At 59.9% G+C, this 14,401-nt stretch carries 12 protein-coding genes; 4 read left to right on the top strand and 8 right to left on the bottom strand.

Annotation, left to right across the window (positions count from 1 at the left end):
* The first annotated feature begins 74 nt into the window (after window positions 1-74).
* A complete protein-coding gene (gene tssM, locus P5706_RS20500; protein ID WP_285681344.1) occupies window positions 75-3,698 on the top strand; it encodes a type VI secretion system membrane subunit TssM in 3,624 nt (1,207 codons plus the stop codon).
* A gap of 400 nt (window positions 3,699-4,098) precedes the next feature.
* Here the strand turns inward: tssM and P5706_RS20495 are convergent, their stop codons facing one another.
* The 5 genes from P5706_RS20495 to P5706_RS20475 form a co-directional block, all read right to left on the bottom strand.
* Window positions 4,099-4,563: an LOG family protein gene (locus P5706_RS20495; protein ID WP_285681342.1), complete on the bottom strand. Its 465-nt coding sequence runs from the start codon at window positions 4,561-4,563 to the stop codon at window positions 4,099-4,101.
* Entirely contained in the window at window positions 4,563-5,594 is a 1,032-nt protein-coding gene (locus tag P5706_RS20490) for an alpha/beta hydrolase (protein ID WP_285681339.1), read from the bottom strand. The genes P5706_RS20495 and P5706_RS20490 overlap by 1 nt, the downstream gene beginning before the upstream one ends.
* A 15-nt stretch (window positions 5,595-5,609) precedes the next feature.
* Window positions 5,610-6,065, bottom strand: coding sequence for a GNAT family N-acetyltransferase (locus tag P5706_RS20485; RefSeq protein WP_285681336.1), 456 nt, complete (start codon window positions 6,063-6,065; stop codon window positions 5,610-5,612).
* A 147-nt stretch (window positions 6,066-6,212) separates the two neighbouring features.
* Window positions 6,213-6,989: a hypothetical protein gene (locus P5706_RS20480; RefSeq protein WP_285681333.1), complete on the bottom strand. Its 777-nt coding sequence runs from the start codon at window positions 6,987-6,989 to the stop codon at window positions 6,213-6,215.
* A 394-nt stretch (window positions 6,990-7,383) separates the two neighbouring features.
* Window positions 7,384-7,635, bottom strand: a complete 252-nt coding sequence (locus P5706_RS20475; protein ID WP_200434083.1) for a hypothetical protein — start codon at window positions 7,633-7,635, stop codon at window positions 7,384-7,386.
* A 96-nt stretch (window positions 7,636-7,731) separates the two neighbouring features.
* Between P5706_RS20475 and P5706_RS20470 the strand changes: the two genes are divergently transcribed.
* Together P5706_RS20470 and P5706_RS20465 are read left to right on the top strand one after the other, a co-directional pair.
* On the top strand, window positions 7,732-8,541 hold the full coding sequence (locus tag P5706_RS20470; protein WP_285681330.1) for an AraC family transcriptional regulator: 810 nt from the start codon (window positions 7,732-7,734) through the stop codon (window positions 8,539-8,541).
* 180 nt (window positions 8,542-8,721) lie between these two features.
* A complete protein-coding gene (locus P5706_RS20465) occupies window positions 8,722-10,086 on the top strand; it encodes an ArnT family glycosyltransferase (protein WP_352231401.1) in 1,365 nt (454 codons plus the stop codon).
* A gap of 73 nt (window positions 10,087-10,159) precedes the next feature.
* On the opposite strand, the gene P5706_RS20460 is transcribed toward P5706_RS20465, so the two are convergent.
* Entirely contained in the window at window positions 10,160-11,449 is a 1,290-nt protein-coding gene (locus P5706_RS20460) for an MFS transporter (RefSeq protein ID WP_200434085.1), read from the bottom strand.
* A 66-nt stretch (window positions 11,450-11,515) separates the two neighbouring features.
* Entirely contained in the window at window positions 11,516-12,901 is a 1,386-nt protein-coding gene (locus P5706_RS20455) for a M20 family metallopeptidase (RefSeq protein WP_285681323.1), read from the bottom strand.
* Between the two features lie 119 nt (window positions 12,902-13,020).
* On the opposite strand from P5706_RS20455, the gene P5706_RS20450 reads away from it, so the two are divergent.
* A complete protein-coding gene (locus P5706_RS20450; protein ID WP_285681320.1) occupies window positions 13,021-13,905 on the top strand; it encodes a LysR family transcriptional regulator in 885 nt (294 codons plus the stop codon).
* Window positions 13,906-13,908: 3 nt separating this feature from the next.
* Here P5706_RS20450 and P5706_RS20445 read toward each other — a convergent pair whose 3' ends face one another.
* Window positions 13,909-14,334 carry a helix-turn-helix domain-containing protein gene (locus tag P5706_RS20445; RefSeq protein ID WP_285681317.1) on the bottom strand — a complete coding sequence of 142 codons (426 nt, stop codon included), beginning with the start codon at window positions 14,332-14,334 and terminating at the stop codon, window positions 13,909-13,911.
* Window positions 14,335-14,401 lie beyond the last annotated feature (67 nt).

Genomic DNA, 14,401 nt, shown 5'->3' with positions numbered 1-14,401 from the left:
ACAAATGCAATCACGGGAAAAGGGGTGTGCCGAACCGTGAGCAGTGAACCCCATCAATACGCTAGGAGCGACTCATGAAAACAGTCTGGGGTTACCTCAAACGCTGGGGCCTGCCGGTACTGCGTCAGTTCAACCAAGCGGTGCCGGTTTTAGTGCTGCTGGGCATGGTGTTTTTGTTGATCGCCATCTGGTGGCTGGGCCCGCAGTGGACCTGGCGCGAGCATCAACCGCTGGGTGAACTGGCGATGCGCGTGTCGGCCAGTGTCGTCGTGCTGGTGGTGCCGTTGCTGATCTGGGCGTGGCGGGTGCGTAATCGTTATCAGCGTTTGCAGGTTGAACGCCAACACGAGGTGGCGGTGCAAGCCGATTCCTGCCTGCCTTATATCGAGGCGCAGGAACGAGCCCTGGATCGGAGCCTGGGCAATTTGCTCAACAATATGGAGCGCCGCCGTTCGCTGTATCAACTGCCGTGGTACCTGGTGCTGGGTGAGGAAAATGCCGGCAAGACCAGCCTGATCACGCGTTCCAACCAGAGCTTTGCCTTGTCCCATGTGACCAAGGCCGGGGTCAGAGCCCATCAGGAAGAGCAACTGGCCTATCCGGTGGATTGGTGGATCGGTGACGAGGCGGTTTTGATCGATCCTCCGGGTGAGTTTCTCAGCCATCCGGAGCCAACCGGTGACGATGCTGCGCAGCCGGGGGCGGTGCAGGGCAAGGTCAAACCGCTATTGCCCGCCGGCACCCACCCGCGTCTTTGGTCGCACTTGCTCGACTGGCTGGCGCGTAACCGCAGCCGTCGCGCATTGAATGGCGTGGTACTGGTGATCGATGTACAGGCCTTGCTGGCGCAACGTCCCGAACAACGCAAGGCCCACGCCAACCTGCTGCGTACCCGGTTGTTTGAACTGACGCGGCAGTTGGGCACGCGCTTGCCGGTGTACATCACGCTGAGCAAGTTCGACCTGCTGGAAGGCTTCGAAGAATTCTTTGCCCGGTTATCGCGCAGCGGGCGTGAAGACCTGCTGGGCTTTACTTTCAGTCTGGACGCGGTGGATGATTTTGATGCCTGGCTGGCAGAACTGACGCGCCAATACCAAACCTTTGTCGACTGCCTGTCCGAGCAGGTTTTCAACAGCACCAGGGCGTCGCGCACATCGGATGAGCGTGACCGCTTGCAGGCGCTGATGTATCAGGTAGCGGGCTTGCGCCCGGCACTGTTTGGCTTCCTCAGCGAAATGCTCGGCAGCGATCGTTTCACCACGCCGGCGTTGGTGCGCGGGCTGTATTTTTCCTCGGTGCTGCAGCAAGGCACCCTGCGCAACGCGTTCGTCGAAGAAGCGGGGCAGGCCTATCAACTGCCGCCACCTCCACCGGAGGTCAAACCAGCCGGCGGCACGGCCATCTACTTTGCCCAGCAACTGTTCCAGCGGGTGATCTACCCCGAAGCAGGCTTGGCGGGCGACAACATCAAGGTGGCACGCAGCAAGCGGCGGTTGCTGATCGCCGGGTTCAGCGTCGCGTCCCTGGGCTGTCTGGTGGTCATCGGGACCTGGCAGTTTTACTTCACTATCAACCGCGACAAGGCGGCGAACGTGTTGACCAAGAGCCAGGAGTTCAGTGAGCGGGACATCGACGCCAAGGTCGACCCCACCGGGCGCAACCTGTTGCTGCCCCTGGACCAGATCCGTGATGCGGTGCTGGTCTACGGCGACTATCGTGAGGCCTGGCCGTTGCTGTCGGATATGGGGCTGTATCAGGGGAGAGCGATTGGCCCCACCGTGGATGAGGCGTATCTGAATCTGTTGTCCAAACGCTTTCTGCCCGCAATTGCCAGCGGAGTGCTTGAGGCGATCAACACCGCGTCCGCCGGCAGCAATCAGCAACTGGCGGCCCTGCGCGTCTACCGCATGCTTGAGGAACGGCAAAACCGCCGCCCGGCCATCGTGGAAGAATGGGTTGCCAAGCAATGGCAGCACGCCTATCCGGGCCAGGGCCAGTTGCAGGCCGATCTGATGGGGCACCTGGGCTACGCACTGAAATACGCCGACGCCGACCTGCCGCACTACCGTGAACGCATTGCCCAGGTGCAACAGCAATTGCGCCAGTTGCCCATGGCCGAGCGGGTCTACATGAGCCTGAAACAGGACGCCCTGGAGCGCTTGCATCGCCCACTGGACCTGCGCAATGAGGTCGGCCCCGCGTTCGATATCGTCTACCGTCCGCTGAACACCGATCAAGAGGGCAGCGGCCTGCAATTGCCGCCGCTGCTCACCGCCAAGGGTTTCAAGGACTACTTCGAGCCCGGTACCGAGGGCATCATCGAACTGGCCATGATCGACCAGTGGGTGCTCGGTGAACGACAACGCCTGGACTACTCAGCCGAAGACCGCAAAGTGCTGACCCAACGTATCCGTGCCCTGTACAGCGCCGACTACGTGGACAGCTGGCGGCGGGCGCTGAATCAGTTCGCGGTCACCGACTTCGACGACCTCAGCCACGGCGTGGCGGTACTGGAACAAGTCACCGGCCCGGCCGCACCGCTACGACGGTTGCTGGAAACCCTGCGCGACAACAGCGTGATCTACCCGGCCGTGCCTTTGGCTGAAGGGCAAGCGCCGCTCAAGCTGGACAAGGTTCCGGAGGGACAACAACAGGCAGCAGGGATTCGGCGCGCATTCTCCAGTCTTTCAGAGCTGATCAGCGCACGAGGCGAGCAGCCGTCTTACTACGAAGAAACCCTGCGCTCGGTCAGTGCCGTCTACGACTATGCCAAAGCCGTGCACGACAACCCCGACCCCGGCAAGGCGGCGCTGAAAACCGTACTCAACCGCTTCTCCCTGGACGGTGCTGACCCGATTGCCAACCTGCAACGCGTCGCCGTGGGACTGCCCGAACCGCTGAACCAGCACGTCAAAAAACTCGCCGACCAGACTTCCCAGGTGTTGGTCATTGCGGCTTTGCGCGAACTGGAAAAACGCTGGGACAGTGAGATCTACAGCTTCTACCGCGACCGCCTGGCGGGCCGCTACCCGTTCAAAGCCAGCGGCGAGGACGCCTCGCTGGAAGACTTCGAGGCCTTCTTCGGCCCACAGGGACGCCTGCAGCAATTCCACGATCAATACCTGAACGTGTTCCTCAAGGACAACCTCGATGCCCTGTACTCCGACAGCCTCGGCGGCTACCTGGTGCGCAGCGACGTGCTGGAACAGCTGAAAAAGGTCGAACGCATCCGCGACACCTTCTTCAACCATCGCGGCCACCTGGCCGTGCAGCTCACCATCGAACCCCTGGCCCTGAGCGCCACCCGCCTGAGCAGCATGCTCAGCGTCGACGGCCAACTGATCCCCTATCAGCACGGCGCGCCGCAACGCACGGGGCTGGTGTGGCCCAACAGCCTGGGCAACACCAATGGCAGCCAGCTGACCCTGGTACACAGCACTGGCAATACCGCCAGCCTGAGCTATCGCGGGCCGTGGTCGTTGTTCCGGCTGCTCAGCCGTGGGCACCTCAATGGAAGAACCGACACCAGCGTGGACCTGACCTTTGCCGTCGCCGATGGGCTGATGCGTTATCGGATTGGGGCGGAGAAGGCCAACAACCCGATCACACAGCGCAGTTTTGAAGGGTTTGCATTACCTCGGACCTTGCTGGAGGAGCGTCGCCATGACAAGAGCGTCGATGTCGTCACCCAGAGATGAGGCTACCTGCATGTGAGGTCGGGCGTATCGGCAGGTGCCGCATATTGGGAGCTGTGAGCAGACCGCCTTGGCGGGGGAGAGTGGTCAATCATAAAGGCCCGGTGCAAGTGTCCACCTGCAGGGCGAGTTCCGCTCCTTTCACGATGCAATAGGTCTTGGCCGAGCGCGCCGGTAGTGGCCACTAGATAACGCATTTGACCGACCGTCGCCTGGCCTTTCTCGCCCTCCGCGTGTTTTTCAGAGGTCGCTGTCGGCGATGCCGTACGGGGATCTCGGACATGGCTGACACCTGAAGCCGGCGTGGCTCCTGAGCGGCTTGGAAAACGGTGCCGTACCAGCCTCCACAAATGAGTACACAATTACGCACATCGAATCCCGCCAGGACCTGAAAGCATTCAAATCACTGGGCGCCGATCCATTTCGTCACGGTCGGCGCCTGCCATCGTTCAAGCGTATCGATCAGCGCCACCGGATCGGTATCGAACACCAGCATCTCGCTGTGTTCGGTCTTCATGAAACCCTCGCTCACCGCGTGAGTGAGCAGGCTGCGCAGCGGCTCGAAAAAACCTCCGATGTTCAAGCACGCGACGCCTTTGTGGTGTTCGCCGAGCTGCGTCAGCGTGGCCACCTCGAACAACTCCTCAAAGGTTCCCAGGCCACCGGGCAGGGCAATGAATGCGTGGGCGCATTCGCTCATGCGGGCCTTGCGGCTGCGCATGTCGGGTGTCACTTCATGCCGGGTCAGGCCTGGGTACAGGTGCCCGAGGTCGTACAACCGACGTCGCTGCCGCGGATACTCTGTATCGCGGTGATCCTGGCAGGCGTGATTGGGCTCAAACTGGTCTCGATGAATTGAGCCGGCCACTAGCCTGGCTGTCCGCTAAAATTTTTACTCTGTAGCCAGGTACTTATGACCTCAACCAGTTCTGCCTTGCACTCCACCGGCAACCAATGCCCGCCGGTCAGGCTCGACACGCTGAGGTCTGCACAAGCTGCACGCATGGGGTCGCCCAACCGATTGCCCTTGATGGTGTTCATCGGGTCGTAATCGCCGTTCACAAACAGTACCGGCAACAACAGGCGGCCGCCATTGGGCGCGCGGTGGGCGTAATCGACGTTGGCAGCGTCGTTCAGGTACCACGCGCAGGGCGCGCGGAAACCACGCGCCTCGAAACTGCGTACCAGTGCAGCGAAGTCCGCCTGCGGCCACAGCGCCGGGTCTGGTTGGGTGGGTGGCGCCCGATGCGCCTCGCCAAACCGCCCACCTTTGCGGGTGACTTCGGCGTTTGATGCCACCTTGCTGATGTTCGCCGGATCGCCGCGTCGATAAATCGACGCCAGCGATGCGGCTTTATCTGCATCAAGATCAGCGACAGCGCTCGCAAAGTGGGTGTTGTAGTAGCGGTAATAGTCCCATTGACCGTCTGGGTACTGGTCCACCGGATAGAGCGTGCGGTCCACCAGCGGGACGAGCGTGGGCAGTGCGTTGGTGCTTGGGAAGTAGGGCACCGACACCAGCACCACGCCACGGCTGCGCTGCGGTTGATGGGCGGCCAGTTCACCCGCCACCACGCTGCCCCAATCATGGCCCACCCAAATGGCGGGCGCTCCACCGAGATGGTCATGCAGCTCGGCCATGTCGGCCACTATGTTTTCAAGGGTATAGGCGTTGGTGTCGGACGGCGCAGAGGAACCGCCATAGCCGCGCATATCGGGTGCGACGCAGTGCCAGCCTTGGGCGGCGAACGCCTCGATTTGCGCGCGCCAGATCAGGCTGAGCTCTGGCCAGCCGTGCAGGAATATCATCAATGGCCCATCGGCCGGGCCCGACTCCAGATAGTGGGTGGTATGGCGCGGCGTATGGTAAATCCGCGAAGTCAATATGAACGTGGACAAAGGAAATCCTCCCGATTAACGCACGAACTTTACATAGACAAGCTCAGGGTCATGCTCATCAAGGTTCTCGATTCGCCCGCTGGGTATAAACCCGGCCCTGGCAAGCATGGCTTGGGACGCCCGGTTGGAGGCGTTGGTGGAGGCAAACAACTTGGGCGTTTTGCATAACGCTTCTGCGCACGCCAATAACTGCAGCGCCAGACCCTGGCGTTGATGCATCGGCGACACGACCACCAGCGCAACAAAGTCGTAGCCGAAAAACTCATCAGTCAATACCAGGTAGCCCACGCATTCACCGGTAGTGACGGCGACCAGGCATCGTTGGCTATTCACCGCGTCGTGGATAAACACGCGCCGTTGAGCGTGGGCTGTGGCGTAGGCGTCCAATTCGACCAAGGCGCGTACGTCATCAGGCGTAGCCTGGCGGATTAGCCGGTTTTCAGGGGCCGGCGGGTGTCTGTCTTGGGCCATGGGAACCACCGTTGGAGCGAATGGGTAAGGTGTTAGTGTTGAAGGCGTTTGCATTGTTCAAAAAAGTACAACGGGCAAGTGCATCAGCAGCACACAGGTAGCGCTGGCCTTGAGCGCCTCCTTGGCCAGCGCTTTGCTGTTAGCGTGTCAAGCGCCAGGCCTGACGCGGAACGCCAGGAAGACCGGGCCGGCCGGGAAGGTACTGACTTCCAGTTCATCGAGTGGATTGAGCGTGTTCGTTCGCACCCCTGCGTTGCTATAAAGCGTATGGCTGCCCGATGCCGCAATGTTGATCTTGCCGGCACCCGCCTGGATCAGCGTGGCCTTGAACCCTTCAGTCACATCATCACCCAGGGTGAGTGTGACGTCAGTGTTGCTGATCACCAGGATCGACTTGCCTGAATCGGCCATGCTCAAGGGCCTGCTGGCCGTGATCGAGGTACTGGTGTGCACGTGGCCCCCGGCGTGGTAGGTGACCATTCTGGGGTCGGCGAAGACGCGCGCGAAGGTGCCGACATAGTTGACACTGGCGCGCATGTCATCGAACTGTTCCAGCACATAGGTACCGATGCTGCCGGAGACGTCTGTGCTGGAGTCCAGCGCCCATTTGCGTCCTACCATCAGCCCGATCTGGGTGTTGGCACGCACACCGGCGCGTAACTCTTCCAGAAACAGTTCGCCGATCTGACCACCGCCTTTGCCCTGAGCATAGGTAAAACGGGCAATGGAGTGGCTGTCGCCCGTAGGGCTGCCCTGGGAGGTATCGACCTGGTAGTCGATGTAGTCTGCCGAGACGATGGTGCTGGTCGTGTTGGCGCTAGGCGCCCAGGTGAAATCCAGGACTCTGCCGGTTTTGATCTGCTCCTGCGAGACGGTGCTCTGGGTGGTAGTGGTAGAGCCTGACTGCTGCAAGTCGTCGTTCATGATACTCATCCTTAAGTAAAGTGCGTGCTTGGGTGCGGGTCGACATGGCCCGAAGCGTATGACCGCCGTCATAACGCTGTTTTCTACAGCGCAAAAGTGGCTTCACTTGATGACTGTATATAAATACAGTAGTTCGCGTTTTGTCGTTATGCAAATGTGGCGAGGGTGCTTGCTCCCGCTGGGGCGCGCAGCCGCCGCAAAAATGGGACTGCTACGCAGTCCAACGGGAGCAAGCGCTCTCGCCACGGGTCAATGCTTGTCAGCTCGAACGCTTAACTGGCTGGCATTACGTAGGCTGTGTTGTTTATCTCAACTGCGCGCCGCCATCCGCACGGGCGTATTGCGCCAGCAGATCGGCTGCATCCTGGTAGTAACCCGCCCGCCAATCGTGCGCTCAATACTGATCCACCAGGCGCTGCAACTGCGGGTCTCGAATCGTGAACACCTCAAACAGCCCAAGGGCACGTAATGCCGGCAGCAACGCCAGCAGGTCTTGCTCGGCGACAGTTCGCAGCTGTGCATCGGTGTTTGGGTCACACCAGGCCTGGGCATTCACCAGGAAGGCACCTACGCTGCCTTTGCGGATGACAACGCCGTGGCGTTCGGTCTGATTCTGGTCATCGGGTAACAGTTCATCGGCGCGCATGCTGTGTATTCCTGGGAGTAGAGGCTGCGACTATAGACGCGTCAATGTGGCCTGAGTACGCTATCGAAGACAATTAATAGTCTGTTAAGGCCACTTATGCCCACTGCGTTAATTCCCTCTTCGGTATTAGCTACTGTCGATGCCCCGCTGGTGGTCGCCGTGGTTCGAGTGGACGCTGAACGGCGTATCACCGAACGTCATTGCCATGGGCGTGGGCAGTTGCTGGGCACAAGCCAGGGCTTGCTGTCGGTGGACGCCGGCGCCAGCCAGTGGGTGGTGCCGGCCACCCATGCGGTGTGGATCCCGCCGAATGTCTCCCATGGTGCGTGCTCCCATGGCCCCTTCGCAGGCTGGAGTGTGTATGTGTCGCCGCAGGGGTGTGTCGAGCTGCCGGATACGCCTTGCATCCTCGCCACCTCCGGCCTTTTGCGCGAGGCGGTGATGCGCGCTGCCGCCTGGCAGAGCCCTGAACTGGATGCTGCGCAGCGTCGCTTGGCTGAGGTGATTGTGGATGAGATTCGCACATTGCCGCGTGTGACCTTGGGCTTGCCGATGCCTCAGGATCTGCGCCTGCGCAAGATCGCCGAGGCGCTGTCCGATTGCCCTGAAGACGAGCGCCACTTGCAGGAGTGGGCGGCCTGGGCGGGCATCGCCCCGCGCACACTGACGCGTCGGTTTGTGCTGGAAACCGGGTTCAGCTTTACCGCGTGGCGTCAGCGCGTGCGTTTGTTGCGCGCGCTGGAGAGGCTGGCCACGGGCGCGCCAGTCACGCGTGTCGCGTTGGAGTTGGGCTATGACAACGTCAGTGCCTTCATCGCACTGTTTCGCCGCACGTTTGGGGTGACGCCTGGGCGTTACTTCGCGGCGCAACCGAGTGTGGAAGTAAAAAATCAATACCTGCGTTAAGTGATGGGTACTGTAATTAGCGGTTGTTCAGCTGTTGTTAAGAACCTATTAAGCGATTGTTCAGGATCTATTAAGCTGAATAAACAGACGCTATTACCTTTACAACTCTTTACCTTTGCGGTCTGGATGCTCGAAAAAACAACATGCTAGCCTGCGCGTTTTCAACAGGCACCAGGTCGCATGAAAAGGCTAAAGGAACTGGCTGTAAACAAACCCTGTTCAGCTATATTTATAGTGGCGTTTATTGTGTTGGCTGCCCTGCAATATAAACCGGCCGTGCTCAACTACACCACGCGTTTTGTCGACTTTGCCGAGTATATGCTCGCGCAGGGTGTAACACTGTTTCCGATTGCCGATGACTTGCAGCCATACCCTGATTACACGGTGCTCAATACACTGCTTGTGTATTTGGTCTCCTTGCCGTTTGGGCGTGTATCCATACTGTCGATGGGGCTGCCTTTTTGCGTGGCAGCCGCCTTGATGCTGGTGTTTATTTACAAGCTGGGTGCCTTGCATGACAAAAAATGGGGCACCTTTGCGGTGGTATTTGCGCTGTTTACCTGGTCATTCCTCGACGGCGTGAATTCCTTGGCGCTGGACATCTACCCGGCGCTGTTTACCGTGATGTGTTTTTACCTGGCCTATGCGGGCCAGTTGCACCCGCAGCGTTTTCACCTGCTGCCGGTACTCCTGGGCCTGGCGCTGGGCTTTGCCTTTCGTGGCCCTATTGGCCTGATCGGCCCGGCGGGCGTGGTCGCCTCTTATTATCTGTTAAGTCGACAGTGGCGCCTGTTGCTGGTGTTCTGCCTGCTCGCGGGCCTGGTGCTGGCTGCAGGCATAGCCGTGCTGAGCTGCGCGGCCTACCTGCAAGGTGGGCAGGCTTTTGTGCAAGAGGTGCTGGTCATGCAAGGCTTGGGGCGCTTTGGCACTGATCACGCACCGCGGTATTACTTCTACTTTTCCGCAGGCTTGCTCACCTATGGCATCACGGCCTTTATCGCATTAAACGTGATCATCAAGCAGGGTAAACACTTCTTTGCGCGCGCGCCGGCGCCAGCCACCCAGATGCTGCTGTACCTGACGGGTTGGTTATTGGTGGTGATCGTACTGTTCACGATTCCAAGTTCAAAGAAGGCGCGTTACATCCTTTCGATTACGCCGGCTATTTCATTATTGGCCGCGTATATCTTCGTGGATCGCAGCCAGCGCTTTGCAAGTACTCGCGACAAGTTTCTGAGATTCTGCCTCAATTTGCCTGTGGTCGGCCTGGGCCTGTTGTTACTTGCCTTTATTTATGACCTGTATGCATCCACGCCGCTGCGGCCCAACTACCTCGGTGCCTGCACAGGGTTGATCGGCCTTGTTGTCATTCGGCCCTGGATAAAGTTACGGTTTCACACGCATCCACAGCGGGAGTTCGTGCTGTTGTGTTTTGGGGCTGCGGCCTTTTTGGTGCTGGATATGTTTTTCTTCAATTCGATTACTTACCACCTGGAGTTGGCCGATGAGCCGACACCCAAGTTTCTGCCCTATTGGTTTTGGTGAGGCGTGGTTTTGGTAAGGCGTGGTTTTGGTGAGGCGTGGTTTTGGCAAGGCGTGGTTTTGGTAGTGCAGGTGGCTATCGCAGTTTTAACCTTCGTTTGGCGACCCACAAGGCACTTATGCTCAGGGCGGCGGCCAGGATCAGGTAGAAACTGGGGGCCAGTTGCGAACCCGTCAGTGCGATCAGCCCCGTGGCGATCACCGGTGCAAACCCGCCGAAGATCGTCACCGACAGGTTGTAGCTCAGCGACATGCCCGTGACGCGGGTTTGCACCGGGAACACATCGGCCATGAGTGAGGCCAGCGGTGCGAAATACACGGCCTTGATCAATGCCATCATCGACACAACCAGCAGCAGCGACGTGGCACTGGGAACTGTATTGAGCCACATGAACGCCGGAACGATCATCAACATATAGAGGATCGACGCCCACAGCATGATCTTGATACGGCTGACAAAGCCGGTAATGAAGCCGACAACCGGTGTGACCAGGGTCAGGATCAAGCCCCCGGTCAGGGTCGCCAAAAAGCCTGATGACTGGGGAATGTTCAAGGTGGTCGCGGCATAGGACGGCATGTACTTGATCATGAAGTTGGAGGCCGTCGACACGATCAGCACGCCCATGGCCACCAGCAACAAGGTCTTCTGTGAATACAGTACGTCCCTTAATGGCTGCGAGCCTGGCTCGCTTTCCTTGAAGTCGGGGGACTCATCCACGGTGCGGCGGATGTAAAGCCCCACCGGACCCAGGATCAAACCAAACAAAAACGGCACGCGCCAACCCCAGTCGAGCATCTGTTGATCGTTCAAGCAGGTGGTCAGGAAGTAGCCGAACAACGAGGCAATCACCACACCAAAACCCTGGCTGGCAAACTGCAGGCTGGCGACGAAGTTGCGGGTCTTTTGCGGCGCGTGTTCCATCATGAACGCGGTTGAACTGCCAAACTCGCCGCCGGCGGAGAAACCTTGCAGCAGGCGCGCAAACAAAATGCCGATGGGCGCGATGATTCCGATGCTTGCATAGCCTGGCATTACCGCGATCATGGCGGTGCCGATCAGCATCAGCAATATGGACAGGCTCAAGGCTTTCTTGCGCCCTTGGCGGTCGGCGTACGAGCCCAGCACCGCAGCGCCCAACGGGCGAATCAGGAACGAAATACCGAAGGTCGCAAAGGCCAGGAACAATGAAACGGCCGGGTCTGCGGCGGGGAAAAATACCTTGCTGATGGTCAACGCAAAGTAGGCGTAGACCGACAGGTCAAACCATTCAAGGGTGTTGCCGATCAAGGCGGCGCCGACCGGTTTCCAGATGGATTTGGCCGGGGCAGCTGCCGGTGTCTCAAGGGTGGGTGATAACGCTGTCATGTTCGACGCTCCTGGTTTTGTAAGTGTGTGAGCGGCAGAGGCAAAGGATCTAGCCCGTTGTTTTTATTAGGCGCGCGAGTGCGCGATGTCGCCCAGTTCCCAGAACAGGGCCGTCATGATCTGCAGGCCCTCGAGTGCCACCGAACCCAGCAGGTGTTCATCGGGCGCATGCTGTGAACAGCCGGGGTAGGAGTGCGGAACCCACACGGTCGGCAGCCCCAGCACATCGGCGAAAATGTCGTTTGGCAGCGTACCGGCAAGGTTGGGCAGCACCGCGACCTGCCTGGGCGTGGTGTCGCTGATGACTTTTTTCGCGAAGCGCACCCAGGCATTGTCCGGGTCCAGGCGCGTGCTGGGTGTGCACCGATCAATCACGATGTTCACGCTGTGAAAACCTTGCGCGTCCAGGTGCTGGCGCAACAGTTGCTCCAGGTTCTGCCAATCGGTGCCGACCACAAAACGCAGTTGGCAATGCGCGATGGCTGACGGTGGAATGGCATTCACCGGTTTGGCAGGGTTGCCGGCGGTAAACGCCAGAATCTCCAGGGTGTTCCAGGCAAACAGGCGTTCGCCCAGGGTCAGCCCTGGCTCACCCCAATCCACATCCAATGGGCGGCCGAGCGCGTGCTGATCGATGCCCAGGTCATGGATGGCTTCACGCACCGAGTCGGGGATCGATGCCGGCACCAGCCCTCGGCAGCGAATGCGGCCATGCTGATCCACCAAGCTGGCCAGTGCGTTGGACAGCACCACGGCGGGGTTGGACATCACGCCGCCCCAGTTGCCAGAGTGCAGGCCTTTGTCGCGGGCCTGCACCTGCAAGGAGAACAGTGCCGAACCGCGAGAACCGAGAAATAGCGTCGGGCGGCTGTCGTTCAGGCGTGGGCCGTCTGAAGCGATAAACACATCGGCGTGCAGCAGCGCTTGGTGAGCCGTGCAGACCTCACGCAAGCCGGGCGAACCGCACTCTTCACCGGTTTCAAACAGCACCTTGACGTTAAACCCCAGTCGCCCCTGGCGAGCGTTGATCACCGCTTCCAGCGCCGCCAGGTTGATGCTGTGCTGGCCCTTGTTGTCGGCGGTGCCGCGCCCATACCAGCGATCACCTTCTAGCGTCAGCACCCAAGGGTTGAGGCCTTCACGCCATTGCTCGGCGTAACCCAGGACCACATCGCCATGCCCATAGGTGAGCACGGTCGGCAGGTCGGCGCTTTCGTGGCGCTCCGCGAACAGCAATGGGCCTGCGCCTGTCGGGTTGTGCAGCGGCTGGCACGCAAAGCCCATGCGCTCCAGCGCCGGCTGCATTTCCTCGTGCAGATAACGCGCCAATTCGTGCGCCTGCCCAGGTGCCTGGCTTTCACTGCGAATCGCTACCCGGCGGCGCAGGTCGGCTTCAAAATGGCCGGCAGAGAAGTGCTGGTGAACACTGGCGAGTGCCTGTTGCTTGGACATGAGCGTTCCACTAAGGCTGAAAGATTCAGGCCAATATAGAAGTCACCTAGCAGACTGTATATTGCTGTTTTTTGAAGAGTGGCTTCTAATTAATAGATGCTTTTTAAAGGAAGACGCCCGTGGATTACCGTTACTTTCTGGCCGTATTCGATTGCGGCTCCCTGGCCGCCGCCGGTGAGCGTTTGCACATCGCGCCCAGCGCGGTCAGCCGTCAGATCGCGTTGCTGGAAGAGAGTGTCGGCGTGGCGTTGTTCGAGCGCCGGCCACGCGGCATGGAGCCGACGGCGGCGGGTAACGCGTTGGCCCACCATGCCCGACGGGCGTCGTTGGAAGAGCAAGCGTTGCTGTCGGAGCTGCGCGGCGGCGATTACCCCGGCGCGCGGGTGATTCGCCTGGTGTCCACGGAGGGCCTTTCGCGGTATTTCCTGCCCCATGTGCTGATCCAGCACTACCAGCAAACCCCAGACTTCCAGTACGTGCTGGAGGTGATGTCGCCGCTTGAATGCGCGGAAAAAATCAAACGTGGTGATGCCGACGTAGGGCTGACGTTCAGCACCGCGCCCACCGATGGCGTCGAGATCCTCTATTCAAGCCGCTCGGCCATTCGTGCGCTGATGCGTGCCGGCCATCCGCTGTCGACGTTAAAGACATTACCGATGCGTGCGCTGCTGCCGTTCCCCTTGGCGCTGACCCCCAAAGGCACGACCCTGCGGCAGCTGTTCGACCTGGTGTGCGAAATGGAAGGGCTGCACTTCAACCATGTAATGACCTGCAACTACTCCGGCGCGATCCATGAGTTTGTGCGTCATTCCGACACCATCGCATTTGGTGGTGCGATCAGCCAGCGGGTGAACGACAGCAGTGACTTGGTCTCGGTGCCGCTGTCGAATCCGCGATTTGCCGACCGCACTGTCCAGGTGCTGACCATGCCTAAACGCGCGCTGCCCACTGCGCTGCAAGGCTTTATCGAGACCTTGATCGGCTGCCTGCAAAGGCTCAACTGAACACTAACGTGCCAGGTACGCGCCTACGTGCGTGGCACGCTTGAAGGCCCCTGCGGCGGCAATCTCGAGTAACCGACGAAAGTTCGGGCATTGCGCGTGGTCGGGAGCAGGGCAGGCCGCAGCGTGGCGCAATCCGCGACTCATGGCCTGCAGTTGTTTGACCGTTGCGTCGATCTCATCCGCCTTGGCCAACAGCACGGCTCTGTCCACCGTGGCCTGGCCATTGGGGCAGAGCATGGCCTGTATCTCATCGAGTGACAGGCCGCCCGCCTGCCCAAGGGCGATCAGCGCCAATTGCTCAATCACCGCCGCGCCAAACTGGCGGCGAGCGCCAGGCGCGCTGATGGAGCTGATCAGCCCTTTCTTCGCATAAAAACGCAAGGTGTGGGCCGGTACGCCCGTGCGTTTGACCACCTCAGTGATATCCATTACCAGACCCTTGACTTGAAGTTGACTTCAACTTCTATGATGCCTGCGCAGGTCAAATGGGTCCATG

The organism is Pseudomonas sp. ChxA (genome assembly GCF_030263855.1).
Taxonomy (GTDB): domain Bacteria; phylum Pseudomonadota; class Gammaproteobacteria; order Pseudomonadales; family Pseudomonadaceae; genus Aquipseudomonas; species Aquipseudomonas fluorescens_CB.
Note: the sequence above shows the minus strand (reverse complement) of the source record. Positions and strands in the feature narration are given on the sequence as shown.

Excerpts from the sequence above, each read along its gene's own strand:
- tssM (WP_285681344.1), top strand. The coding sequence starts at position 75 with ATGAAAACAGTCTGGGGTTACCTCAAACGCTGGGGCCTGCCGGTACTG.
- P5706_RS20485 (WP_285681336.1), bottom strand. The coding sequence starts at position 6,065 with ATGGCCCAAGACAGACACCCGCCGGCCCCTGAAAACCGGCTAATCCGC.
- P5706_RS20480 (WP_285681333.1), bottom strand. The coding sequence starts at position 6,989 with ATGAACGACGACTTGCAGCAGTCAGGCTCTACCACTACCACCCAGAGC.
- P5706_RS20475 (WP_200434083.1), bottom strand. The coding sequence starts at position 7,635 with ATGCGCGCCGATGAACTGTTACCCGATGACCAGAATCAGACCGAACGC.
- P5706_RS20470 (WP_285681330.1), top strand. The coding sequence starts at position 7,732 with ATGCCCACTGCGTTAATTCCCTCTTCGGTATTAGCTACTGTCGATGCC.
- P5706_RS20465 (WP_352231401.1), top strand. The coding sequence starts at position 8,722 with ATGAAAAGGCTAAAGGAACTGGCTGTAAACAAACCCTGTTCAGCTATA.
- P5706_RS20460 (WP_200434085.1), bottom strand. The coding sequence starts at position 11,449 with ATGACAGCGTTATCACCCACCCTTGAGACACCGGCAGCTGCCCCGGCC.
- P5706_RS20455 (WP_285681323.1), bottom strand. The coding sequence starts at position 12,901 with ATGTCCAAGCAACAGGCACTCGCCAGTGTTCACCAGCACTTCTCTGCC.
- P5706_RS20445 (WP_285681317.1), bottom strand. The coding sequence starts at position 14,334 with ATGGATATCACTGAGGTGGTCAAACGCACGGGCGTACCGGCCCACACC.